The 24861-nt window shown below is 68.9% G+C and carries 20 protein-coding genes and 1 pseudogene; 10 read left to right on the forward strand and 11 right to left on the reverse strand.

Annotation, left to right across the window (positions count from 1 at the left end; translation table 11 throughout):
* Positions 1 to 125: 125 nt before the first annotated feature.
* The 3 genes from AB0B96_RS33400 to AB0B96_RS33410 all read right to left on the reverse strand — a co-directional run bounded on the left by AB0B96_RS33400 (position 126) and on the right by AB0B96_RS33410 (position 3534).
* The gene (locus AB0B96_RS33400; RefSeq protein WP_362905230.1) at positions 126 to 1076 is read right to left on the reverse strand and encodes a carbohydrate ABC transporter permease; all 951 of its coding nucleotides are present in this window, start codon (positions 1074 to 1076) and stop codon (positions 126 to 128) included.
* Between the two features lie 55 nt (positions 1077 to 1131).
* On the reverse strand, positions 1132 to 2106 hold the full coding sequence (locus tag AB0B96_RS33405; protein ID WP_362905232.1) for a sugar ABC transporter permease: 975 nt from the start codon (positions 2104 to 2106) through the stop codon (positions 1132 to 1134).
* 69 nt (positions 2107 to 2175) lie between these two features.
* A complete protein-coding gene (locus tag AB0B96_RS33410) occupies positions 2176 to 3534 on the reverse strand; it encodes an ABC transporter substrate-binding protein (protein WP_362905234.1) in 1359 nt (452 codons plus the stop codon).
* Between the two features lie 195 nt (positions 3535 to 3729).
* Between AB0B96_RS33410 and AB0B96_RS33415 the strand changes: the two genes are divergently transcribed.
* A complete protein-coding gene (locus tag AB0B96_RS33415) occupies positions 3730 to 5109 on the forward strand; it encodes a GH1 family beta-glucosidase (RefSeq protein WP_362905236.1) in 1380 nt (459 codons plus the stop codon).
* Complete coding sequence (locus tag AB0B96_RS33420; protein WP_362905238.1) at positions 5106 to 6101, forward strand: LacI family DNA-binding transcriptional regulator; 996 nt, start codon at positions 5106 to 5108, stop codon at positions 6099 to 6101. The genes AB0B96_RS33415 and AB0B96_RS33420 overlap by 4 nt, the downstream gene beginning before the upstream one ends.
* 111 nt (positions 6102 to 6212) lie before the next feature.
* Here the strand turns inward: AB0B96_RS33420 and AB0B96_RS33425 are convergent, their stop codons facing one another.
* The 5 genes and pseudogenes from AB0B96_RS33425 to AB0B96_RS33445 all read right to left on the reverse strand — a co-directional run bounded on the left by AB0B96_RS33425 (position 6213) and on the right by AB0B96_RS33445 (position 10779).
* On the reverse strand, positions 6213 to 7208 hold the full coding sequence (locus tag AB0B96_RS33425) for a LacI family DNA-binding transcriptional regulator (protein WP_350945899.1): 996 nt from the start codon (positions 7206 to 7208) through the stop codon (positions 6213 to 6215).
* A gap of 40 nt (positions 7209 to 7248) precedes the next feature.
* Positions 7249 to 7416: pseudogene (locus AB0B96_RS33430) on the reverse strand (family 1 glycosylhydrolase); the annotation flags it as partial.
* A 66-nt stretch (positions 7417 to 7482) separates the two neighbouring features.
* Entirely contained in the window at positions 7483 to 8340 is an 858-nt protein-coding gene (locus tag AB0B96_RS33435) for a carbohydrate ABC transporter permease (RefSeq protein WP_362905240.1), read from the reverse strand.
* The gene (locus AB0B96_RS33440) at positions 8337 to 9302 is read right to left on the reverse strand and encodes a sugar ABC transporter permease (protein WP_362905242.1); all 966 of its coding nucleotides are present in this window, start codon (positions 9300 to 9302) and stop codon (positions 8337 to 8339) included. Before AB0B96_RS33440 ends, AB0B96_RS33435 begins: the two co-directional genes overlap by 4 nt.
* 184 nt (positions 9303 to 9486) lie before the next feature.
* Positions 9487 to 10779: an ABC transporter substrate-binding protein gene (locus AB0B96_RS33445; protein WP_362905244.1), complete on the reverse strand. Its 1293-nt coding sequence runs from the start codon at positions 10777 to 10779 to the stop codon at positions 9487 to 9489.
* Positions 10780 to 11364: 585 nt separating this feature from the next.
* Between AB0B96_RS33445 and AB0B96_RS33450 the strand changes: the two genes are divergently transcribed.
* Together AB0B96_RS33450 and AB0B96_RS33455 are read left to right on the forward strand one after the other, a co-directional pair.
* Positions 11365 to 11739 (forward strand): FKBP-type peptidyl-prolyl cis-trans isomerase, encoded by a 375-nt coding sequence (locus tag AB0B96_RS33450; protein ID WP_350925951.1) that lies wholly within the window; start codon positions 11365 to 11367, stop codon positions 11737 to 11739.
* A gap of 288 nt (positions 11740 to 12027) precedes the next feature.
* Positions 12028 to 13554 (forward strand): ATP-dependent DNA ligase, encoded by a 1527-nt coding sequence (locus AB0B96_RS33455; protein ID WP_362905246.1) that lies wholly within the window; start codon positions 12028 to 12030, stop codon positions 13552 to 13554.
* A gap of 112 nt (positions 13555 to 13666) precedes the next feature.
* On the opposite strand, the gene AB0B96_RS33460 is transcribed toward AB0B96_RS33455, so the two are convergent.
* The gene (locus tag AB0B96_RS33460) at positions 13667 to 14305 is read right to left on the reverse strand and encodes a DUF1707 and DUF4870 domain-containing protein (RefSeq protein ID WP_362905248.1); all 639 of its coding nucleotides are present in this window, start codon (positions 14303 to 14305) and stop codon (positions 13667 to 13669) included.
* A 145-nt stretch (positions 14306 to 14450) separates the two neighbouring features.
* Between AB0B96_RS33460 and AB0B96_RS33465 the strand changes: the two genes are divergently transcribed.
* The 6 genes from AB0B96_RS33465 (at position 14451) to AB0B96_RS33490 (ending at position 22403) form a co-directional block, all read left to right on the forward strand.
* A complete protein-coding gene (locus AB0B96_RS33465) occupies positions 14451 to 14789 on the forward strand; it encodes a hypothetical protein (RefSeq protein WP_350945893.1) in 339 nt (112 codons plus the stop codon).
* A 616-nt stretch (positions 14790 to 15405) separates the two neighbouring features.
* Entirely contained in the window at positions 15406 to 17508 is a 2103-nt protein-coding gene (locus AB0B96_RS33470; protein WP_362905250.1) for a BTAD domain-containing putative transcriptional regulator, read from the forward strand.
* Positions 17509 to 18064: 556 nt separating this feature from the next.
* The gene (locus AB0B96_RS33475) at positions 18065 to 19456 is read left to right on the forward strand and encodes an aspartate aminotransferase family protein (protein ID WP_350945891.1); all 1392 of its coding nucleotides are present in this window, start codon (positions 18065 to 18067) and stop codon (positions 19454 to 19456) included.
* Complete coding sequence (locus AB0B96_RS33480) at positions 19438 to 20478, forward strand: NAD-dependent epimerase/dehydratase family protein (RefSeq protein ID WP_362905253.1); 1041 nt, start codon at positions 19438 to 19440, stop codon at positions 20476 to 20478. Before AB0B96_RS33475 ends, AB0B96_RS33480 begins: the two co-directional genes overlap by 19 nt.
* A gap of 15 nt (positions 20479 to 20493) precedes the next feature.
* A complete protein-coding gene (locus AB0B96_RS33485; protein ID WP_362905255.1) occupies positions 20494 to 21459 on the forward strand; it encodes a UbiA prenyltransferase family protein in 966 nt (321 codons plus the stop codon).
* Positions 21460 to 21521: 62 nt separating this feature from the next.
* Positions 21522 to 22403, forward strand: a complete 882-nt coding sequence (locus AB0B96_RS33490; protein WP_362905257.1) for a BTAD domain-containing putative transcriptional regulator — start codon at positions 21522 to 21524, stop codon at positions 22401 to 22403.
* A gap of 54 nt (positions 22404 to 22457) precedes the next feature.
* On the opposite strand, the gene AB0B96_RS33495 is transcribed toward AB0B96_RS33490, so the two are convergent.
* Both AB0B96_RS33495 and AB0B96_RS33500 read right to left on the reverse strand, forming a co-directional pair.
* Positions 22458 to 23606, reverse strand: a complete 1149-nt coding sequence (locus AB0B96_RS33495; RefSeq protein WP_362905259.1) for an endonuclease/exonuclease/phosphatase family protein — start codon at positions 23604 to 23606, stop codon at positions 22458 to 22460.
* A gap of 217 nt (positions 23607 to 23823) precedes the next feature.
* Positions 23824 to 24858, reverse strand: a complete 1035-nt coding sequence (locus AB0B96_RS33500; RefSeq protein WP_362905261.1) for a glycosyltransferase family 2 protein — start codon at positions 24856 to 24858, stop codon at positions 23824 to 23826.
* Between the last annotated feature and the right edge of the window lie 3 nt (positions 24859 to 24861).

The raw sequence follows: 24861 nt of genomic DNA on the forward strand, positions 1-24861 counted from the left end.
GGGGGGGGCGCCCGCCCCGGGGGCCCCCCCCGCGTGGGGGGTCTGGGTGTTCCCCCCCCCAACCACCCCGGGGGGCCCCCCCCCCGGGGCCCCCCCCGCCGGCAGGTGGACGCGGAAGAGGGTGCTCAGCCCTTGACGCCGCCCGCGAGCAGGCCGCGGACGAAGTAGCGCTGCATCGACAGGAAGACGACCAGCGGGATGATCAGCGAGACGAACGCTCCCGAGGTCAGGCGCTGCCACTCGTTGCCCTTGGTACCGGCCATCTGCGCCAGCCGTACCGTCATCGGAGCGCTCTCCGGGGTGCCTCCGGCGAAGATCAGGGCCACCAGCAGGTCGTTCCAGACCCAGAGGAACTGGAAGATCGCGAAGGTGGCGAGCGCCGGCCCGACCAGCGGGAGGACGATCGTGCGCAGGATCTTCCCGTGGCTCGCCCCGTCGACCCTCGCCGCCTCCATCAACTCGCCGGGAAGCTCGGACATGAAGTTGTGCAGCAGGAAGACGCCCAGCGGTAGCGCGAAGCAGGTGTGGGCGAACCAGACCTGAATGAACCGGGCGGGGCCCTCCAGCTCCCAGGCGGGCATCAACTGGAGGCCGAAGACGGACACGCCCTCGGAGAAGAACGAGAGCAGTGGCACGAGTGCCATCTGCAGCGGCACGATCTGCAGCGCGAAGATGCCGATGTAGATCCACTCTCGTCCGCGGAACGGCAGCCAGGCGAGCGCGTACGCCGCGAAGGTGGCGAGGGCGAGCGGGAAGAGCACCGACGGGATCGTGATGACGATCGAGTTGATCAGGAAGCTCATCATCTGGCCGGAGGACGAGGAGGTTCCGAACAGGACCTGCTGGTAGTTCTCCAGGGTGATCTGCGGGTCGGAGAAGAACGTCCACCAGCCGGTGGTCTTGATCTGGTCCTCCGGGCGCAGCGAGGACAGCAGCAGGCCGAAGGTCGGGGTGGTCCACAGGACCGCGATGACGATCGCCGCGGCGCCGGCGACGCGGCCGCTCAGTCTCCGCCGTACGCGCTGCGGTGCCGTCGTCGCCTCGGGCCGCACCATGGTCTGGGTCAACGTGGCCATGTGGACTCCTTCGCCGTCCGCGTACTCGCGACGCGGGGCCTGCCTGCTCGCCCGGTCACCTGACGGCCTCTCTGCGCTGGCGGATCTGGTAGATCACGATCGGGGTCACCAGGACGAACAGGAAGACCGCGAGGGCCGCGCCCTTGCCCGTCTCGCCGTACCGGAACGCCTGGTTGTACATCTCGTTGGCGATGACGCTGGTGTCGAACTGGCCGCCGGTCATGGTGCGGACGATGTCGAACAGCTTGAGCGTGCCGATCGACTGCGTGACCAGCACCACGATCACGGCCGATCGGATGGACGGCAGCGTCACCCGGAAGAACATCTGCAGCGGGCTCGCCCCGTCCAGCCGGGCGGCCTCGACGATCTCGGCGGGGATTCCCTTGATCGCGGCGGAGAGCACCACGGTGGCGAAACCCGCCTGGATCCAGACCATGACCACGATGAGGAACAGTGTGTTGAGCGGTGCCTCCTGGAGCCACTGCTGTGGTTCGCCACCGAACGCGACCGTGATCTGGTTGAGCAGGCCGATCTGGTCCTGCTCCTCGGAGCGGTAGGCGTAGACGAAGCGCCAGATGATGCCCGCCCCGACGAAGGAGATCGCCATCGGCAGGAAGACGAGTGACTTGGCGAGCGACTCGAAACGGGTGCGGTCGACCAGGACGGCGTAGACCAGCCCGACCGAGGTCACCAGCAGCGGGACGAGCAGCACCCAGATGAGGGTGTTGCGGAGGACGATCACCGCCTCCGGCTGGGTGAACATCCAGGCGTAGTTGGACATGCCGACCCACTCCTTGCCGTCGCCGCTCATGAACGACAGCAGGGTGGTGCGCACGGCCGGTACGACCAGGCCGATGGCGAGGAGCAGGATGGCGGGCAGAAGCAGGATCGTGGCGTGGGTCCACGCGCGCCGCCGCATCGGGGCGCGGTCGAGGAGCACCAGGATCACCGCCACCACCACGAGGAACGCGGCGACGCCGATCAGCAGTTGGAGGAGTTTGGGCAGTTCGGCGGCGAAGTCGAAGTCCATCGGAGAATCTCCCGGGAGGACGACGGTCCGGTCCCGCGCATCACGCAGAACCGGACTCATCGGGATATATCAGGACTTGGGCCAGGAGGCTTCGATGTAGTCGAGGACCGTCTTGGTGTCCTTGCCGTTGATCCAGTCGGTCATGCCCTTCCAGAACGTGCCCGCGCCGACCGCGGCGGGCATCAGGTCCGAGCCGTCGAAGCGGAAGATCGTGCTCGGGTCCTGGAGCATCTCCATGGAGAGCTTGTCGATCGGGTTCTGGGCGTTGGCCGGGTCGACGCCCTTGCGCGCGGTGACGTAGGTCGCCAGTTTCATGCGGGCGGTGGGGAACTCCGCGGAGGCGAGATACGCCTGGACGGCCTGGACCTCGGGGCGGTCGGTGAAGGCCGCCACGAACTCGCCCGCGCCGAGCACCGGCTTCTTGGCCGGGTCGTTGCCCGGCAGGTAGAAGGCGAACACGTCACCGTCCTCGGCGACCTTGGTCCCCTCGGGCCAGAAGTTGGCGTAGAAGGACGCCTGGCGGTGCAGGGCGCACTTGCCCTCGGTGATCGGGACGCCGCCCTCCTGGAAGGCGGTGCTGGCGATCGACTTGACCGGACCGTAGCCGCCGTTGACGAACTTCTCGTTCTTGAGGATCGCGCCGACCTTGTCGACCGCCGCGGTGACCTTGGGGTCGTTGAACGGGGTCTTGTGGCTCACCCAGTCGTCGTATCCCTCGGGACCGGCCTCCCTGAGCATGAGGTCCTCGATCCAGTCGGTCGCCGGCCAGCCGGTCGCGTCACCGGACTCGATGCCCGCGCACCACGGCTTCACGCCGGAGTCGGCGATCGTGTTGGTGAGCGTCATGAGCTCGTCCCAGGTCTTGGGGACGGCCCAGCCCTTCTCGGTGAACATCTTCGGCGAGTACCAGACGAAGGACTTCACGCTCGCGCCGAGCGGGGCGCCGTAGAAGACGCCGTCGACGGTGGCGTACTTGGCCCAGTCCTCCGACCAGCCCTCGGCGGTGAGCTTCTTGATCTCCTCGGAGGCGGGCTTGAGCTTTCCCGCCTTGGCGAAACGCTCAAGAAGGCCCGGCTGGGGGAAGAAGGCGATGTCGGGGGGGTTGCCGCCGTCCGCGCGGACCTGGATCTGCGCCTCGAACTCGCCGGTGCCCTCATAGGTGATCTTCATTCCGACGCAGTCGGCGAACGGCTTCCACGCCTTCTCGAAGTGGTCGGCCTCCGCGTCACGGATCGGCGAGTAGATGCTGACGGTCTTGCCCTCGTGTTTGCCGTACTGACTGAAGGCGGCACATTCGGGGGACGCGCCGGCGTCGTCGCCACCCGCCGATGGCGTGGGGTCCGCGGATCCGCAGGCGGTGACGACCAACGCCAGCCCTATGCTGCCCGCCGCAAGGGCGGTGCGCCGGGGCCGAGAGAGGAGCGACATGGAACCATCCTCCAAATACACAATTGCCGGGGAGTGTGAGAGCGCTCTCTGGAAGAGTTGTCTGCCCACAACGCAAAGTCAAGAACCGTGATATTACGGTTACCATCTCAGAATTCTTGACACGATCTGTGCGGTACCGTGATGCTCCAGAGAGCGCTCTCACGTAACAGCCGAACAGAATGGGGCGGTGAGGACATGACCATGTCCGCCGAAAAGTCCTACGACCTTCAGGACTCCGGCGTGCTGAGATTCCCCGAGGGCTTCGTCTGGGGTGCCGCCACCGCGGCCTACCAGATCGAGGGCGCCACCCGGGATGACGGCAGGGGCCCCTCCATCTGGGACACGTTCTCCCGCACCCCCGGCAAGGTTCACGCGGGCCACACCGGTGACGTCGCGTGCGACCACTACCACCGCTATCCCGAGGACGTCGCGCTCATGCGCGACCTCGGCCTGCACTCCTACCGGTTCTCCATCTCCTGGCCCCGCGTGCAGCCCGACGGGTCGGGGCCCGCCAACCCGCGCGGCCTGGACTTCTACGACCGCCTCGTCGACGAGCTCCTCGAAAAGGGCATCACCCCCATCGTGACGCTCTACCACTGGGACCTGCCGCAGACCCTGGAGGACCGCGGCGGCTGGACCAGCAGGGAGACCGCCACGCACTTCGCCGACTACGCCGCGATCGCGCACGGCAGGCTGGGTGACCGGGTCGAGACGTGGACCACCCTGAACGAGCCCTGGTGCTCGTCCTTCCTCGGCTACGCGTCGGGCATCCACGCCCCCGGCCTCGCCGAGCCCGCGCTGGGCTTCGCCGCCGTCCACCACCTGCTGCTCGGCCACGGCCTGGCCGTCCAGGCGCTACGCGCCTCGGGCGCCGCCACGGTCGGCGTCACGCTCAACCTCTCCCCCGTGATCGGCGACGACGCCCCCGCGGTCGAGCTCGTCGACGGCCTGCAGAACCGGATCTTCCTGGACCCGGTGCTGCGCGGGGAGTATCCCGCCGACGTCGTCGAGCGTGCCCGCCGCTTCACCGACTGGTCCTTCGTCCAGGACGGCGACCTGGAGATCATCGGTCAGCCGATCGACCTGCTGGGCGTGAACTACTACCACCCGCAGACCGTGACCGTCCGCGCCGGCGAGCCCGCCAACCTGGTCTATCCGGGCAGCGAGGGCATCGCCTTCGGCGGAGCCGACGCGCCGCAGACCGCGATGGGATGGCCGGTGCAGCCGTTCGGCCTCACCGACCTGCTCCTGCGGCTCTCGCGCGACTATCCGGGCACCCCTCTGATCATCACCGAGAACGGTGCCGCCTTCGACGACGTCGTCGAGGACGGCGAGGTGCACGACGTCGGCCGCCTGTCCTACCTCGACGGCCACCTGCGCGCGGCGCACGCGGCGATCGAGGGCGGCGCCGACCTGCGCGGATACCTCGTGTGGTCGCTGCTGGACAACTTCGAGTGGGCCGAGGGGTATGACAAGCGGTTCGGCGTCGTACACGTCGACTACGCGACGCAACGCCGCATCCCCAAGGACAGCGCCCTGTGGTACAGCCAGGTCGTACGCCGGAACGGACTGTGAGGACCCGTCCGACCCTGGAGAAGGTGGCCGCCCGGGCGGGTGTGTCCCGGGCGACGGCCTCGCGCGTGGTCAACGGCTCCACGCGCGTGGCACCCCAGATCCGCGACGCGGTCAACCGCGCCGTGGAGGAGCTGGGCTACGTGCCCAACCAGGCGGCGCGGAGCCTGGTCACCCAGCGGGCCGACTCCATAGCGCTCGTCTTCCCCGAGCCGGCGACCCGGGTCTTCTCCGACGACCCGACCTTCGCCGGGATCATCCGCGGGGTCAGCCTGGAGATCGAGGAGGCCGACAAGCAGCTCGTGCTGATGCTCATCGGCGCGACGGGCGGCTACCAGCGGGCCGAGCGCTACGCCACCAACGGCCACGTGGACGGCGTGGTCATCGCGTCGATGCACGGCACCGACCCGCTGCCGGCCATCCTCGCCAGGCGCGGGGTGCCGGTGGTGTGCAGCGGCAGGCCGACCGTGCCCAGCAGCCTGCCGTACGTGGACGTGGACAACGCCGGCGGCGCCGAGCGCGCGGTGCGGCACCTGATGGAACGGGGCAGGCGGCGCATCGCCACCATCGCCGGGCCGCAGGACATGATCGCCGGAATCGACCGGCTCGACGGCTACCGCGCCGTGCTGCGCGACTCCGACCGCCGCTCCATCGTCGCGGTCGGCGACTTCACCCGGGAGTCGGGGACGGTCGCGATGCGGCAGCTGCTCGCCGACGACCCGGAGATCGACGCGGTCTTCGTGGCGAACGACCTGATGGCGCTGGGCGCGCTGACGGCCCTGCGCCAGGCGGGCCGACGGGTCCCCGACGACGTCGCGCTGGTCGGCTTCGACGACATCCCAGCCGTCTCCTACGCCGAGCCTCCGCTGACCACGGTCAGGCAGCCGACCGTCGAGATGGGACGGAGGCTCGCCCGCATGGTCCTCGACCTGGAGGAGAAGGCGCAGGTGACACTCCCCACCGAGCTGGTCGTCCGGGAGTCCACCGCGTCCTGAGACCGGTCGCCCTCCGGCCACGGGAGCGGGCGAAACTCAAGACCCGACGAAGAGCACGGATCCGGAGCCCCGGCCGGGTGCCAGGGCTCCGGCCCGAGCTCCGAACCGGGACTACGAGGACGCCCGGACGACCAGATCCGTGGACACGATCATCGACTCGGCGGGGCCTCCCTCAAGGAGGGAGAGCAGCAGGCGGACCATCGCCGCGGCCTGCTCGGCGTGCGGCGTGTGGATGGTCGTCAGCGGCGGGTCGGTGTAGCGGGCGGCCTCGATGTCGTCGTAGCCCACGATGGCGACCTCGTCGGGAATCCTCCGGCCCGCCTGGCGGAGCGCGTGCATCGCGCCGATCGCCATCAGGTCGTTCGCGGCGAAGACCGCGTCGATCTCCGGGTCGTCGGCGAGCAGCTGCCGCATCGCGACCGCCCCCGACTCCCGGGTGAAGTCGCCGACCGCGATGATCGAGCGGCGATCGGAGTCGCGCAGCACCTCGCGGTAGCCGGTCAGCCGGTCCTGCCCGCCTATCATGTCCAGCGGCCCCGCGATGGTGGCGATGCGCCGCCTGCCTCGCTCCAGCAGATGCCGCACGGCGGTGGCGGCGCCCTCGACGTTGTCGTTGTCGACGTACGGTATCTCGACCGGCACGGCGGGTCTGCCGTAGGAGACGACCGGGACGCGCAGCCGGGTGAGCGCGACCGGCAGCGGGTCGGCACCGTGACTGGACACGAGCATGACGCCGTCGACGTGGCCGCCGGCGATGTAGTGCTCCACCCGGGCATGGCTCTCCGGCGACCCGGCCAGCAGCAGCACCACCTGCTTGTTGACGGCCTCCAGCTCCAGGCTGGCCGAACGGATGACGGTGGAGAACATCGGATCGTCGGAGAACACCCGGTTCGGCGACTCCGAGACGACCAGCGCGACCGAGTTGGTCCGCTGGGTCACCAGGTTTCTCGCCGCCCCGTTGGGGACGTAGCCGAGCTCGTTCACCGCGCGCATGACCAGGTCCCGGATGTCGGCGGTGACCGTGGTCTGGCCGTTCACCACCCGGGAGACGGTCGACCGGGAGACCCCGGCACGGGCGGCGACCGCCTCCAGGGTGGGACGTCTCATCGTGTTCTTCCCCTACCGTCGATTGCGGTCCGTTACGTGCGATGACATCGCGGTACAACGGCGCGCCGTCCTTGAGCGGACGCCGCCGGGTGGCGAAGTCCGCGCGCACGATCCCGAACCTACGCCGGTCCCCTCCGGCCCACTCGAAATTATCAGCAGCGACCGGATGACCACGCACGTCCGCCCCTTCGGCGATCGCGGCGTGCACGACGCGCGGGTGGCCGTTGCCGTCGGCACGACGGAGGCGAGGGTGGCCTCCGAGTGCCGACGGCGGTCATCCCTTCACCGCCCCCTGCATGATTCCTCCGATGATCTGTTTGCCGAGCAGGGCGAACACGACGACCAGTGGAAGCGTGCCGAGCGTGGTGCCCGCCAGGCCGAGCACGTAGTCGTTGACGTATCCGCTGGCCAGTGTGGACAGGGCCACCTGGACCGTCGGATCCTCCGGGGTCAGGACGACCAGCGGCCAGAAGTAGTCGTTCCAGACCGACATGAAGGTGAGCATGCCCAGCACCGCCGCCGCCGGGCGGGCGGCCGGGAGCACGACGTGCCAGAACAGGCCCCAGGTGCTGCAGCCGTCGACCCGGCCCGCCTCGAGCAGCTCGGTCGGCAGCGCCCTGGAGAGGTACTGGGTCATGAAGAACACCCCGAACGCGTTGACGAGCGCGGGCACGATCAGCGCGTACATGGTGCCGGTCCACTCCAGCTTCACCATCAGCATGTACAGCGGGATGATGCCGAGCTGGGTCGGCACCATCATCGTCGCCACGGTGAGCAGGAGCAGGGCGTTGCGCCCGCGAAAGCGCAGCTTGGCGAAGGCGAACCCGGCCAGGGTGGAGAAGAGCATCACCGCGAACGCGACGGTGCCGGAGACGACGACGGAGTTGAGCATCGCCAGGGCGAAGGGGACCGTGTCGAAGACGCGGGCGACGTTGGCGAAGAAGTTGCCGCCGGGGATGAGCGGCGGCGGCACGTCGGCCAGGGCCGCGTTGTCGCGGGAGGCGACCACGACGCTGTAGTAGAGCGGCATCATGGAGAAGAACGCCACCGCGGCGAGCGTGAGGTAGGTGAGCCTGCGGGCGGCGCCGCCGGAACGACGGCGGACCGCGGGGACGGCGGTGTGGGCGCTCATGTCAGCCCTCCCTTCCCACGACGGGTGAGCAGGTAGTTGACGCCGACGACCACCACGATGAAGACGAACATCATCCAGGAGATGGCCGAGGCGTAACCGAAGTCGAGCTTGGTGAAGTTCTCGTAGATGAACAGGGAGAGCGTCTGATACTGCCGGTCCACCCCTCCGGTGACGAGGTAGGAGCCGAACAGCAGCGGCTCGGCGAGGATCTGCATCGCGCCGATCGTCGAGGTGATGACGACGAAGATGATCGTTGGCTTGATCATCGGGATGGTGATCCTGCGGAGCTGGGTCGTCCCGCTCGCGCCGTCGATGGTGGCCGCCTCGTACAACTCGCGCGGCACCGCCTGCATCGCCGCCAGGAGAATGAGGGCGTTGTAGCCCGTCCACCGCCACATGATCATGGTGGAGATGGCGAAGTGAGAGCTGAGCACCCCCTCGTTCCAGGCGATGCCCTCGACGCCGACCAGGGAGAACACCCAGTTGATCATGCCGAAGTCCCGGCCGAACAACTGGCTGAAGATGACCACCACCGCGACCACACTGGTCACGTTGGGCAGCAGCAGCGTGATGCGGAAGAAGGTCTGCGCCCGTAGCGGCCGGTTGAGCAGGTGGGCGAGCCAGATGGCGAGCAGCAGCTGCGGCACGGTGGACAGCACCCCGATGGACAGGGTGTTGAAAGTGGCGTTCCAGAAGTAGTCGTCGGCGAGCAGCGTTCTGAAGTTCTCCAGGCCGACGAAGGTCTGCTCGTCCCGGAGCAGCGTCCACTCGTGCAGGCTCACCCAGGCGGTGTACGCGAGGGGAAACAACCCGAACGCGGAGAAGAGCAGGAAGAAGGGGGCCACGTAGGCGTACGGCGAGCCCTTGACGTCGAGTTGGTGAACCAGTTGGCGGCGGAGGCGGGGTCCCGCCTGCCTGTTCGGCGGGACCGCCGCCAGGCGATCGGGCGCGCGGGTGGCCATGGCAGCTCCTTTCTGCGGTTCTTCGGACGGCGGGAGGAGTGCGGCCCGTCACGGCGGGCGGCGTCGGCCCGTCACGGCGCACGGCGGGAGGCGCGCGGTTCCGCGGCACGGGACGCGTGCCCGCCACGGGACAGGGGCACGGGCTGGTGGCCGACCGGTACCAGACCGGCCGGCCGGGGGACGACTACTTGATCCTGCCGACGTCCTTGAGCGCCTGTGCCCAGGCCTCCTCGGCGTTCTGCTTGCCCTGGTCGACCCGCTGGAGACCGTCGCCGATCGCCTGCAGGACGTCACCGGCCTTGGGACCCACGGGCTGCGGCTTGAGCGACTTGGCCGCGTCGGTGAAGATCTTGCCGATCGGCGCGTTGCCGAAGTACGGGTTGACGAAGTCCTTCACCGCGGGGTCGTCGTACAGGGCGGGCAGCGAGGGCAGCGCGCTCGCCTCCTTGAAGAGCTTGATCTGGCTCTCCTTGCTGGTCAGCAGGTCGATCAGTGCCGCGGCCTCCTTGGGATGCCTGCCCTGCTTGGGCAGCATCAGGTGGGTGCCGCCCTGGTTGCCGCCGCCGCCGGGGACCGCCGCGATGTCCCAGGTGCCCTCGCCGGGCTTCTGATCCTTGATCGTTCCGGTCTTCCAGGCCGGGCAGACCATGGTGGCGAAGCTTCCCTTGGCGATGCCGGTGTTCCACGGCGGCGAGAACGCGGCGAGGTTGGCCGAGAGACCTTCGTCGATCATCTTCACGCCCGTGTCGTACGCCTTGCGCACGTCGGGGTTGGTGGCGGCGACGATGTTGTACTCGGCGTCGTAGAAGCCGATGGGGGCCTGCTCGACCATGGCGCGGAAGTGCTCGCCGGGACCGTCGGTGAACTTGGCTCCCTCCACCTTGCCCGCGACGAACCTCTTGCCCGTCTCGACGTAGGCGTCCCAGGTCGGCCAGAGCGCCGAGACCTCGTCTCGGTCGACGGGCAGGCCGGCCTTCTTGAACAGGTCCGGGCGGTAACACATGGCCAGGCCGCCGACGTCGGTACCGAGGCCCAGGAGGGCGGAGCCGTCGTTGGAGACGCCCAGCTTCCACTTCCAGTCGAGGTATTCGCTCTCGCGCCTGTCCAGGCCGTATTCCTTGAGGTCGTGGAACTTGTCCGGCACGGGGGTGAAGGCGCCGATGTAACCGCCCTCGACGGCGACCACGTCCGCGGCGCCCGCGCCGGTGGTCAGCTGGGTGATGAGGTTGGTGTGGTGGTCGTTGAACTGCGCGCGGCGCTCCACGATCTCCACGTTGGGGTGGGTCTTCTTGAACTCCTCGTACAGCGGCGCGTAGTGGAAGTCGCTGAACAGCCCGACGGTCAGCTTGATCTTCTCGGCCGGCCCTGAGGCCGGCCCGCCGCTCCCGGCGCCACCCCCACCGCAGGCGGTGAGGCCCAGGACCAGGGCGGAAACGGCGGCCATCGGGGCGAGGAACCTCTGGCGTGACTTACGCATGGAACCCTCCCGGGGTCCTCATAGATGATCATGGAGAGAGCGCTCTCTGAGAGAGAGTGACGCCAAGGGGATTGCCTGTCAACGGCACCGCCGACCTCACCCCGCGCCTGGCGGTCGACTTTTCACGGAAAGTGCCCTCTCGCTCTCTTAAACGTTTCCACAGCCCAGAGAGGTTTTGGAGTTAAATTTTATACAAAATGGAGCGCTCCCACGAGGAAAGGTCACATTAAGGTCGCGTTTCCAGCGTGTTCCACAGGGCCGCACCGGCCTCTTGACACCCCCCGCCGAGCGGGCCACTCTCTATCTCAGAGAGCGCTCCCTCACAACTTTCCCCCGTGGTCCCACCTGCCGCCCGCACCCGCGGTGCCACCGGTCCCCGCCTCGCGAGACGATCCCGGACGGCCTCGCGTACGAGTGCTCGCCGCCCCCGTACGGGAGACCCCCTCCCCTCCTCGGAAGGACGACTTCGGAAAGACGACGCGGAAGCCACCTCGGCCCCCACGTCTCTCGTGGTGACGCCGGAAGCCGTAGAGTCGTCCGGCCGGTCGGAAATCGACCGGCGCGCATCCAACCAAGGAGAACCACGTGGCACTGGAGAAGCCGGAGATCGACTTTCCGGAAGGCGCCCCGCCCTCGGAGCTGGAGATCGTCGACATCGTCGTAGGGGACGGCCCGGAGGCCAAGCCGGGACACCAGGTCACCGTGCACTACGTCGGCGTTGCCTTCTCGACGGGCGAGGAGTTCGACGCGTCGTGGAACCGCGGAGACACCTTCCAGTTCCCGCTGGGCGGGGGCCGGGTCATCGCGGGCTGGGACCAGGGCGTCGCGGGTATGAAGGTCGGCGGCCGCCGTCGTCTCACCATCCCGCCGCACCTCGGCTACGGCAACGCCGGCGCGGGCAACCGCATCAAGCCGGGCGAGACGCTCATCTTCGTCGTGGACCTGCTCGGCGTGAGCTGACTCGGGACGAAACGACGCATGCGGGCGGGCCACACCGGCGACGGGTGGCCCGCCCCGCGTGTCCTGTCACCCCTCCGCCCCCACTGCCGTCCCGATCGTCCTGCACCGTCCTTCATATCCGGCACCGTGCCCTGCGTCCGATGTCGTCCTCTGTGTGCCCCGGTCTGGCGGCCACCTCACGTTCGCGAGGTTCGCGGGAAGGTCCGACCTCCCCGCGGGGCGCGATGACTCAGAAAAGCAGCGCCTCGCCTCACCGAAATACCGCTCGTAGCTCTTAAGCTGGCCATTGTGTTGTTGATCGACCTCGCGCGCACCTCCGCGGCCGTGACCGCCGTCTCCGCCCGGCTGGCGAAGACCGCCCACCTCGCGGAGCTGCTCGGCAGGGTCGAGCCGGACGAGGCCGAGATCGCGATCGCCTACCTCTCGGGAGAGCTGCCTCAGCGCAACGTCGGAGTGGGCTGGACGAGCCTGCAGGACCCGCCGGAGCCCCGGCTCGCCGCCACCGCCACCCTGCGCGGGGTCCACGACCTCCTCGATGAGATCAAGGCCCTGTCGGGCCCCGGCTCGCAGAGCGCGCGCAGGACGCTGGTCTCCGAGCTGTTCGGCGCCCTCACCCGCCAGGAGCAGGTCTTCCTGTCACGGCTGCTGCGGGGCGAGCTGCGTCAGGGCGCGCTTGAAGGAGTGATGGTCGAGGCCGTGGCGAAGGCGGCCGGGGTGCCGGCCACCGAGGTCAGGCGGGCGCTGACGTTGCGCGGCTGGCTTCCCGCCGTCGGCGCCGCCGCCCTGGGCGGTGGGGTCGAGGCACTGCGCGCCTTCCACCTTGAGGTCGGCCGCCCGGTGTCGCCGATGCTCGCCCAGAGCGCCACCTCCATCGCGACCGCGTTCGGCAAGCTCGGCGAGCCGGTGGCCATCGAGTGGAAGCTCGACGGCGTCAGGGTCCAGGCGCACCGCTCGGATGAGCGGATCACCGTCTTCACCCGCGCCCTTGAGGACATCACCGCGCAGGTGCCCGAGCTGGTCGAGGCGATGAGCGCCCTGCCCTCCCGCGACCTCGTCCTCGACGGCGAGGTGATCGCGCTGCGGGCCGACGGCCGCCCCGAGCCCTTCCAGGTCACCTCGGGCCGCGTGTCAAGCCGCACCGACGTGCCGCGCGTGCGCGAGAGGATCCCGCTGAGCGTCTTCTTCTTCGACGCGCTGCGGGTCGACGGCGCCGATCTGCTCGACCTGCCGGGTGAGGCACGCCATGCGGCCCTGACCGCCGCCGTGCCCGCGGAGCTGGTGACCCCCCGCCTGGTCACCGGCGACGTCGCGGACGGCGAGGCGTTCTTCAAGGACGCGATCAGGAGCGGCCACGAGGGCGTGGTGGTCAAGTCGCTCCTGACGCCCTACGCGGCCGGGCGGCGCGGCGCCGGCTGGATCAAGGTGAAGCCCCGGCACACGCTCGATCTCGTCGTCCTGGCCGCGGAATGGGGCCATGGTCGCCGCGAGGGCAGGCTCTCCAACCTGCACCTGGGCGCCCGCGACCCGGTGACCGGCGGATTCGTCATGCTCGGCAAGACCTTCAAGGGCCTGACCGACGAGCTGCTCGCCTGGCAGACCGACCGCTTCCTCGGCATCGCCGAGGGGCCCACCGACGGCTGGACGGTCACCGTCCGTCCCGAGACGGTCGTCGAGATCGCCTTCGACGGCGTGCAGCAGTCGAGCCGCTATCCCGGCGGCATGGCGCTGCGCTTCGCCAGGGTCATCCGCTACCGCACCGACAAGACGGCGGACCAGGCCGACACCGTCGACATGGTCCGCGCCCTCATGCTCTGACATGTCTTCGTGCTCGTGTCACGTCCGTGGTCCGGCGTACCGCCGCACGGGTGCCACGTCCCTCGTGCGGCTGCCGTCCCGTAGGTCCTGCGGCCTCAGGACACCGGAGGCGTCATTTGACGACACGCAGGGTGAAGGGGTATCGGAAGTCGCCGTCGCCCGCCGCGGCCACGGCGCCGACCACGGACAGCACCACGCCGCCGATCCAGAGCAGGGGCGTCAGGACGAAGCCGATGAAAGTGATCGCCAGCACGATGGTGGCCGCGAGCATCGTCAGCTGGAAGTTCAGTGCCTCCACCGAGTGCGCCCGGATGTAGGGCGACGTCCTGCCCGCGGTGAGCATCATGACGGCCGGACCGATGACGGGAAGGCCCGCCAGCGGGAGCAGGTGCGACGCCACCGCCCCCAGACGCTCCGCTCCGCTCTCCCCCCGGCCGAAGGGGCGTGCGTGATGACCGTACGCGACCTGACCCGCGGCGGGCGGGTAGGAGGCGAGACGGGCCGGACGCGTGCCGTACAGCTCGTTCATGATCGGGACGAGGTCGCCGTGGACGCGGGCCGTCATCGCCCGCTCCAGCCTGTCGTCGAACTCGGCCTTGTCGAGTCTTCCCTCCGCGTAGGCGGCCTGGACGTGCTCGACCACCCGCTCGCGATCCTGGTTGCTGACCCGAAGCCCCGCGTGACCGGGTCGAGGACCTGCCGCCGGCACTCCCCCGTACCCCGGGCCTGCTGGTGTCGCTGTGCCTGCCATGAGACCGATACCCTTTCTTCGCCGCTTCGATCTCAATGTTCGTCCAGATTGTCGGCCCGGTATATCAGGATGAACCCCCATAAGCCCCTGAGACCCATCCCTGGCCTTCCGCCACGGAACGAGCAGGAGAGGTATACAAGGAAATATGAGATGGCGAGATCGCTACGGGTTGAGGCGGCTACGCGGGCCGAAGATCGCAAAGTTCGACCGCGCCACGACCGACGCCGACATCGAGGCGCTCATCGCCTTCGCGAAGTCGCGCAAGAGCGTCGAGTTCTACGTCGAGCCCGAGACATTCGCGACGAACACCACGGCGGTGGCCGTCGCCGACGACGGTGAATGGACCCGGCGCCGGGTCGGCTCCCCCGCGGTGATCCGCAAGGTGGCCCGCGACCTGGCCCTGCCCGTCTACGACGTCCAGCTGACCGGTTATCCACCCCGGATGAGGGCCTACAACGAGCGTCAGAAACGCGCCGAGGGCTGAGCGAAGAGAGCCGGGCTCCCCTCATCACCGAAACCGGGGAGCCCCGCGGGCATCCGCCGACTCGGGGGCCCGAGAGACCGGCGGCCCTCTCGTCGCCAGGGGCCGCCTCACTCTTACCGCGGTACGGACAGAGGCCGGCGGGATGACCGGCTGCGGTCCGCCGACGCGGCCGAGGATCACGTCGGCCGGATGACCGGCCGGCCCGGGGCCGCCGGCACTCGCGAGGAAACGCCCTCGGGCGCACGGGCTGCCGCCCGCCGAGCCGAAGGGCTCCCGGCGCTCGCGAGGAACGCCCCCATCGAGCGGCCGACCCGGGTCCGCCGACGGCGCCGCCGGCACCGGTCGGCGCGTCCGGGACCCGCCCCGTGGCGCACCCTCTGACGATGCGCGACGCCCTGGTCAGGGCGGCCGGTCAGGGATGATCACACACACGGCGAGGAGCGTCGCACCGGAGCGTGAGCGTTCGGGCGCGCCTGCCGCGTAATCTTTTTCTTCCCTTCAGGTGAGTACCCTCCGAAGGTTAGAGCGCACGATCATGAATCGCTATGTAAAAACGGATTTATACGCATTTGTACGGTTCATGTTGGCGCATGGTATCCGCTGAAGAGTGATGCCGATGGATTTCAAGATTCTCGGGCCGATCGAAGTGCGGGCGGCCAACGGGCAACCGATCACCCTCGGGAGACGCAAACAGCGGGTGTTGCTCGCCGCCTTGCTCCTCAATGCCGGCAAGGCGATCCCCACCCATCGAATGCTCGACTGGTTGTGGGGGGAACAGGCTCCCGCCAACGCCGAGTCGAACCTCTACACCTATATCTCCGCGCTGCGCCGGGTGCTTGGTTCGCCTTCCCGGATCGAGGCGGGCTCCAACGGGTACGTGCTCCGGGTCGCCCCCGATGAAATAGACGTGAGATTGTTCGAGGAACTCGCCGCCCAAGGGCGTCTGATGTTATCCAAAGGGCGAAATGACGTCGCGCTCGAACGGTACACCCGGGCCTTGGGTCTGTGGCGCGCCGAGGCGGTTCTGGAAGGGCTTTCCCTGCCCGAACCGTTGCGAGGCGAGGCGGCACGGCTGGAACGGCTGAGAACGATCGTCGTGGACGCCTCGCTGGAGGCCCGCCTCGCGCTGGGCCAGCATGGCGAGGTGCTTCCCGATCTGGAGGCGCTGACTCGCAGGGATCCGCTGAACGAACGACTCCGCGCGCAGCTCATGCTCGCCCTGTACCGTTCCGGCCGCCGAGCCGACGCGCTCGTGGTGTACCAGCACGCGCGGGAGATGCTCGCCGCGGAACTGGGTGTCGATCCCGGCCCCGAACTGGTCCGTATGCATCGGCAGATCCTCGCCGACGACTCCGCACTGGCGGCGCCGTCACCGTCGGTCGCCGTCCGCCGGGTTTTCGCCCCGGCGGAGCTCCCGATCGCCTCGGCCGCCTTCACCGGGCGTGCCTCCGAGGTCTCCTGGTTACGGACGGCGCTCACCTCGGCGGCCCCTGGCCGTATCGTCGTCTCCGCGGTCGCCGGAGCGGCGGGGATCGGCAAGTCGGCGTTCGCCGTACACGTCGCCCACCAGATCGCGGAGCGGTTCCCCGACGGGCAGCTCTACGTGAACCTGCACGGTTCCACCCCCGACGTCAAACCACTGCATCCGGCCGAGGTCCTCGCCCGTCTCCTGCGCTCCCTCGGTGGCGACGACGTGGCCGTCCCGACCGACGTGGACGAGGCCTCCGCCCGATTCCGCTCGCTGACCGACGGCAGACACCTGCTGTTCCTGTTCGACAACGCTCGCGACGCGGAGCAGGTACGGCCGTTGCTGCCCGCCAGCCCCACCTGCCGCGTGCTGATCACCGCTCGGAGGATGCTGACCTCTCTGGACACCGTCGCGCATCTCCGCCTCGGCGTCATGGCCAAGGACGAGATGACCACCCTGCTGAGCCGCCTGATCGGCGGCGAGCGTGTCGCGGCCGACCCACGGGCGGCGCGCGTGATCGTGCGGCTCTGCGGCGGCCTGCCGTTGGCGATCAGGATCGCCGCCGCCCGGCTGGTGGCGCGGCCGGACCTGTCGCTGCGAGGGCTCGCCGACCGCCTCGCGGTCGAGGATCATCGCCTCTCCGAACTGCAGGCCGACGACCGGGCGGTCCGGGCCTGTTTCATGGTGAGTTACCGCGCCCTGGAGGCCGAGCACTCCCGCCTGTTCCGGCTGCTGGGCCTGCTCGGCGGATCCGACATCAGCGTCGCGGTCGCCGCGGCGCTGGCCGATCGCTCGGAGGAACAGACCGCGGATCTCCTGGATCATCTCGCGGACGCCCAGCTCCTCGAGGTGCGCGACGCCGGCCGGTATCGCATGCACGACCTGCTCTGCCTGTTCGCCCGCGAGCGCACCCGGCAGGAGGAGACCGAGGAGGAGCAGGTGCAGGCCGTGAGGCGGGCGCTTCACAGCTCCCTCGTCATCGCCTGCACCCTCGGTGACGTGCGCCACCGACGGGCCGGGAGAGACGCCAAGTTCGGTCACCTGGCACTCGGCCGCTTCAGCATGTCGCCCGACGACTGCACCATCGATCCCCGATGGCTCAACGCCAAGATGGCCGACCTGATCTCCACCGCGCGACAGGCGCCCGGCGCGGCGGGGGACGTCACCGGTCTGCCGACCGTCCACGGCGCCGCTTCGCACCGGCCGCCGTGGCGATGGGAAATGAGCGATCGAAACCGGCGAGGGATCTGACGCGGCGGAAACAATCCTCGTCTCCAGCCGCCGTAATCACATAATCTGACGCGCCGGAAACCGTTCTCCATGCGTCCACGGGGGCGCGGATTCACCGCGCGTTAAATCATTCTCAATTCCTCTCACCGTAAATATCGGATTCGGCGTGTCCGAAATCATCGCCACATCTACGTAATGATCCCGGGGATTCGAAAGACGAATCCCCGGGATCACATGCCGCACCGCTTTTTCGCCCCCATGCCTCATCGAGCGAAGCGTCGACCTACACAAACTTGTGTGGTGCGAGGTATAGCAACATTCATCACTATTAGCGACATCTCTCTCGTCTTCTCACATCTCTAGAGAGAAGGCCGGCATCTTGCACAGGAAGCTCCGGGGGTTGATCGATGACAGCGGTGGCACCACCGCGGGCACCCGACGGACACGCGCCTCCCGGCGATCGCCATCCTCGAACCGTACTCATCCGTGACGCCAGAAGCTGAAAGTTTCAAAAAAACGCCAGGAAAGGGCGGACGTGTCGGAGTTAATCGGCATCGATGAGTGTGAAAACCTTACCGTGAAGCAGGTCCAGAACCTCTACGGGAAGTACGTCAGCCGCAGCCAGGTCAACCTCATGACCTCCTTCGGTTTCGGTCGCGAACTCGCCGAACGCGCCGAGGGCGCCTGGATCTGGACCCGTGACGGCCGCCGGATCCTCGACGTCACCGGAGGGGTCGGCGTACTCAACCACGGCCACAACCACCCGCGCATCCTGGCCGCCCGCCGCCGGTTCGCCGAGCGGGGGCGCATGGAGGTCCACAAGGCGTTCTTCTCGCCCTACGTGGCCGCCCTGAGCCACAACGTGGCCACGCTGCTGCCGGGCGACCTGAACATCTCCTACTTTCCGAACTCGGGCGCCGAGGCGAACGAGGGCGCCATCAAGATGGCGTACAAGTATCACGGCGGGCGGCGTAACACCATCCTGCGGTCCGACATCAGCTTCCACGGCAAGACCCTCGGCGCGGGGAGTCTGACCGGATCCTCGGAGAACTCGTTCCGGTTCCCCGGGCTTCCCGGCATCGTCATCCACCCCTACGGCGACCTCGCGTCCGTACGGGCGGCGGTCGACGCCGCGCGCACCCCCGACGGGAAGTGCGACGTCTACGCGATCATGGTCGAGCCCTTCAGCGCTTCGAGCATGCGTTCCTGGTCGGAGGCCGACCTGCACGGGCTGCGACGGCTCTGCGACGAGCACGACATCATCCTCATCTTCGACGAGGTGTACACCGGATGGGGTAAGACCGGCAGCCTCTTCTACTTCATGCGATATCCGGGCCTGCTGCCGGACATCCTCGCCTACTCGAAATCGCTCGGCGGCGGGAAGGCGTCGATCGCCGGGTACACCGCCCGAGAGCCCATCTTCCGCAAGGCCTACGACCGGCTCTCCGACGTCATCCTGCACAGCACCACCTACTACGGGTTCGGCGAGGAGACCGCCACCGCGATCGAGGCGATCAACGTGATCGTCGAGGAGGACTATCCCGCGCGGGCCAGGCAGATCGAGCGCGTCCTGGGCCCCGGACTGGAGAACATCCAGAAGCGCTATCCGGAGGTGGTCGGCCAGGTGACCGGTACCGGGGCGCTGTGGGGGGTGTTCCTGACCGGCGGCCCCAAGGTGCTCGACCTCGCCGGCAAGCTGGCACCGGGCTTCTCCGGCGATCCGAATTTCCGCACCAAGCTGATCACCCTCTCGGTGATCGCGGAACTCTACCGCGAGCACGACATCGTGTCGTACTACAGCCCGAACGTCGAGAACCCGCTCGTCGTCGCGCCGACCCTCGCCATCGAGCCCGACGACCTCGAGTACTTCCTGGAGAGCCTCGACAAGACCCTGGCCAAGGGCCTGCCTCGACTGCTCGCCAGGTTCGTGCGAGAGAAGGTGGGGTCACGGTGGCCTATCGGGTCGTAGTGACCGGCAGCGCCGGAATGCTCGGCGGCAACCTGGTCCGGCGGCTCGTACTCGCGGGCCACGAGGTGATCGGCGTGGACCTGCGCCCGCCCTCGGAACCGGACCCCGGATACGGCCACCGGGTCGGCGACGTACGGGACGTCTCGCTGATGACCGAGGCGATGGCCGGAGCGGACGCGGTCGTGCACTGCGCCGGCGCGCTGCCGAGCTATCCGGCGGAGCAGATCCACAGCCTGATCGTCGGCGGCACCCACAGCGTGCTGGAGGCCGCGCGCCGGGCCGGGGTGGAAAGAACGGTCCACATCTCCTCCACCGCCGTGTACGGGCTCCCGAAACTGGTGCCCACCCCCGAGGAGCATCCACGCGAGCCCGTCGACCCCTACACCAGGGCCAAGACCGAGGCGGAGGAACTCGCCGACAAGTACCGGGCCGGCGGAATGTGCGTGCCGATCCTGCGCCCCAAGACCTTCCTCGGTCCCGGCCGGATGGGCCTGTTCGCGATGCTCTTCGAATGGGCCGAGGAGGGCCGGAACTTCCCGGTCCTCGGCCGCGGGGACGTACGCATCCAGATGCTCGCCATAGAGGACCTGGTGGATGCCGTGGCCGACGTCCTGACGGTGCCGGCCGACATCGCGAACGACACCTACAATCTCGCGGCGGCGGAGTTCGGCACGCTGCGAGAGGACTTCCAGGCGGTACTCGACACGGCCGGTCACGGAAAACGCGTCGTGTCGCTGCCCGTCCGGCCGGCCCTGACCGGGCTCCGGCTACTGGAAAGGACCCGGCTGTCGCCGGTGTACGGACGGCTGGTGCACAAACTGCTCGCCGACTCCTACGTCAGCATCGACAAGGCCGGGGAGCGGCTCGGTTTCCGCCCCCGGCTGTCCAACCGGGACGCGATTCTCCGCACATACGCCTGGTGGCGGGAGAATCGCGGCGCCGGCTCGCCTCGGGGCGCCGGCCAGACCAGCCGCGACGCGTGGCGGCAGGGCGCGCTGTCCCTGGCGAAAGTGTTCTTCTGAAGTGACGGGGAAAGCATGTACGTCGTCGAATCGGCAGACATCCCAGAGCTCCCACAGCCCCGGGAGGTGGTACCGGAAGAGGCAGCGAAGGCCCGTCCACACCTGGTCACGGACCTCTTCAGGCTGATACGGCCGTCGCACGCGGCCAAGGCGATCCTCCTCGTGCCGATCGCGCTCGTCGACACCTCCCTGTGGAGCCTCACCGCGTTGGGTGAGATCGTCCTGGCCACGGTCGCGTTCATCCTCGCCTCCGCCGCCGTCTACGTCGGCAACGACATCGCCGACCGGCACCGTGACGCGCACCACCCCGTCAAGCGTCACCGTCCGGTCGCGGCCGGCCGCGTGGGGATCAGGCTCGCGTACGTCTACTGCGCCATCCTGCTCGGGCTGCTCGGCGCCATCGTCGGGCTCACCCCGGGCCCTTACTGGCCGATCCTCGCCTACCTCGTGATCAACATCGCGTACAGCGGCTTTCTCAAACACGTACCGCTGGTCGACGTGGGCACGATAGCCGTCTGTTTCGTCCTCCGGGTCATCCAGGGATACGAGGTGACCGGAGGGCGAGCCGCCGCCTGGTTACTGGTCACGGTGTTCTCGATCTCCCTGCTGCTCCTCATCGGCAAGCGGCGTCAGGAACTGAAGAGCGGCGCCGCGCACCGCCCGGCACTCCGCGGCTACTCGATGGAGCTGACCAACTGGCTGTTGCAGATCGCCTCGGTGCTCGCCCTGCTGTCCGGCCTCATCTACCTGCGCGACGAAGGCCCGTTCGGCCCGCAGTACGGCCAGACGGCGATGCTGCTGTCCACCCCCTTCGCGCTCTTCGCCCTCTTCCGCTACCTGCAGATCCAGCTGATAGACGACGACGGTGGCGACCCGGTCCGGATCCTGCTTCGGGACCGGGTCATGGTCGCCAACTCGGTGCTGTGGGCCGCCACCCTGGGTGTGACGCTCCTGCTCGCCCACCATCTCGTCCCGTTGTGAGAACGACGTTGCGAAAGCGGCGTCGTGAAAGCGGCGCGGTGAAAGCGACACGGAAGGAAAGAATGGAAGTCCGCATACTGGGTCCGGTCGAGGTGACCGTCGACGGCCGGCGTGTTCCCCTGGGACCACCGCAACGACGTGCAGTGCTGGCCGCCCTCGCGGTCGACGTCAATCATCCCGTGTCACTTCCGACGTTGATCGACCGGGTCTGGAATCTCCCGCCGGACCGGGCGACGGATTCGCTGTACGCCCACATCGCACGCCTGCGGCAGGCACTGACGGGATCCGCGGTCTCCATCGAGCGCCGCGGCGGCGGCTACGTGCTGGAGGCCGACCCGGAGCGGGTGGACGCCCACCGGTTCCACCGGCTCGCGAAGCAGGCGCAGACCCATGCGCACGACGACTCCGTCCGGGTCGCACTGCTCGCCGAGGCGATGGAGCTGTGGCGCGGCTCGCCGCTGACCGGCATCTCGGGAGACTGGGCCTCCCGGATGCGCTACAGCATCGAGCAGCAGTTCGTCGGCGCCGTCGTCACCTGGGCGCAGGCGCACCTGCGGCTGGGACGGCCTGACACGGTCGTGACCGAGCTCACCCCCCTCGTTCCCCGCTACCCGCTCGTGGAACCGCTCGCGAGCATGCTGATGCGCGCACTGTGCGCCCTGGGACGCACCGCGGAGGCGGTGGCCCAGTACGCGCTCCTGCGCGGGTATCTGGCCGACCATCTGGGCATCGAGCCGGGGCCTGAGCTGCGCGCGTTGCACCAGGAGATCCTGCGAGGCGATCACGATCAGCCGGTCTGGGCGGCCGGGGAGGTGGTCCTGGCCGGTGCCGACCACGGCGGTTTCGGCTGGGCGCCCCTCGGGAAGCCACCGCGCGCCGAATCGCTGAGCTGGACCCGTCCCACGGCCCACCTGCCCGACCGGGTGCTGTCCCGAAGGCCCTGACCGTTCTTCCCCGGTCCTTCGGAGCATCCCCGTTTCCTGGCGATTCCTCCCGGGTCAACCGCTCGTCGAGACGACCAGGCGCTGCCCGCTGTGGTCGGAAAGACCGTTCGACCGCATCAGCTCGTACCGGTGCACGGTGACGTCCGGTGTGGTGAACGCCCAGTCGATCCGCCACAGCGGCCGGCGGTCGTCCCAGGAGGTGGGGTAGAGCGATCCGAGCACCGGGGTGGCGTCGACGAGCCGGTCCGGCAGCAGGCGCAGGATGCCCATCGCCGGTGAGGCGTTGAAGTCCCCGGCCAGCAGGATCGGGTGCGGATTCCGCTCGACGTCGGCCGCGAGCGCGCGGAGGTTGGCCTGCCGCCGCTCGTGCTGGGTCCGGTTGAGGCGGCGGGGATCCGGGCCCCGGGGGAACGCGTGAACGGGCGAGTTGATGTGCGTGTTGTAGAGCGAGACGGTCTTTCCGCCGTCCCCGCCGACGCGTACGTCCGTGCGCAGCGTCTTCACCGTGGAGAAATCCGGCAGACCCGGGTCGGGAGGTATGGCCTTGTCGCGTTCCTCCGACAGCCACGGGCGCAGGTCGATCCCCGACCGCAGGACGATCGGGAACCGGGAGACCGTGACCAGTTCGCTCGCCGCGGCGATGTGATAGCCGGGGAACTCCCGGCGCAGCCTGTCCAGGTCGTCCACCCGAATCGCCTTCGAGTCCTGGCCGAAGTAGACGTACTCCTGTAGGAGATACACGTCCGCCTTCTGGTCGTGCAGATACCGGTAGAAGTCGGCGATGTCACGTGGCGGAGTGCCGGTGGGCGGCGGCATCGCCGCCCCGTTCTCCGGCCGCTGGTCCCAATAGAACGTGTTCCAGGAGAACACCGTGATCGCGTCCGGCGGCGCGGGTGGGGGCCGGTGCCACAGGGCCGCGAGGTTGAGCCCGCTCCCGCCTCCGCCGAGCACCAGGGAGGCGAGCGTCACCGCCGCGATCCACCCCCGTGCCCGGCGCGCCGGCAGGGCCACCGCGAGCAGCAGGATCGGGACGACCGCGAAGGCGAGCGGCGGCACGAGCTCGGGAACCTGCCACCACCACACCCGGCCGGACAGCACACGATGGAGCACCACGAACACCAGCCAGGCGACCGGCGCGGACAGCAGCGGCCAGGTCCTCCAGCGCGACCGCCACGCGGGCCGGGACCCGGCGGTCGCTGTCACGACCCGCGTATCGGTCATCGACGGTGACCGGGTCCGGAACGTGCGCGTGGCGCGGTCGTCGCGGTCGTCATGGGTGCCGCGGACATCGCGGGCGTCGCGAGCACCACGGGCGTCGTGAGCGTCGCGGACGTCATGGACGTCGCGAGCGGCGCGGACACCATGAACGGCGAGGACGTCGCGGATGTCATGAACGTCATGGGCGGGAACGGGCGAGCCGTCATGTCGTCGCCTCCCCGGTCGCCGATGGCCGCACGAGCAGCTCGGAATCGTAGAGCCGGCGGAACCTGGCAGAGCAGAACCACTGCGCGACTCCGGCCACCACCCCGGCGGCGATGGTCACGTTCACCACGAAATGCACCGTACCGTAGTAGAGCAGGAACAGCGGGCCGCGCCGCCGCAGCACGAACCGGTACATGCCGAGGTCCGCCAGGATCGACACGGCGAGGGCGAGGACCGGCAACACGGCACCGGCCGGACCGAGCGCCACCGCCGGCAGTGTGACCACCGCCGCCAGGGCGGCGAGACTTCCACCGGCCCGGTTCGAGGTCTCGAACCCGCGGGCGAAGCGCTTGCGCCGCGCGTACAGCGGCACCCGGGCGCGCCCCCGCCGGAACAGCTTGCGCAGCAACGTGAACAGCCGGTCGTCGTGGTCGTGCCGGGACCGCATCGCCGTGGTGAGCACCATGTCGTACCGCTGGGTGAGACGGTGGCCGTAATCGACCTCCTCGGTCTCGCGCAACCGGGTGTTGAACGGCCCGACCTCGTCGAACACACTGCGGCGCATCGCGACCAGCGCCGGGAAGAGAAACGAGATGGGCCCCTCGGAACTCGCCGTCCAGTAGTAGTACTGCAGCGCCCGATACTCCTCGACGAGGCTGTCGCGGATCAGCGGCTCCGGGTCGTGGATGCTGCACACCGCCCCGAGCCGCGGATTCTCCGCGAGCATGCCCACCGCCACCTCGACGGCATCGGGATAGGCGGCCACGTCGGAGTCGACGAACACCAGGATCTCGCCACGGGTGTGGGCGGCGCCGAGGTTACGCGCGCCGGCCACCCCCATGTTGCGCCCGGTGTGGACGACTCGGACACCGAGCCGTTCCGCGACCGCGACGGAGTCGTCGGTGCTGCCGTCGTCCACCATGATCAGCTCGATGGGCCGGTAGGTCTGCTCCCTCATGGCGCGCAGGCAGAGCTCCAGTGAGGCCGCGTAGTTGTAGTTGGGCACCACCACCGATACCAGCGGGCGGGTCATCGC

Source organism: Streptosporangium sp. NPDC049046 (assembly GCF_040649155.1).
Taxonomy (GTDB): Bacteria; Actinomycetota; Actinomycetes; order Streptosporangiales; family Streptosporangiaceae; genus Streptosporangium.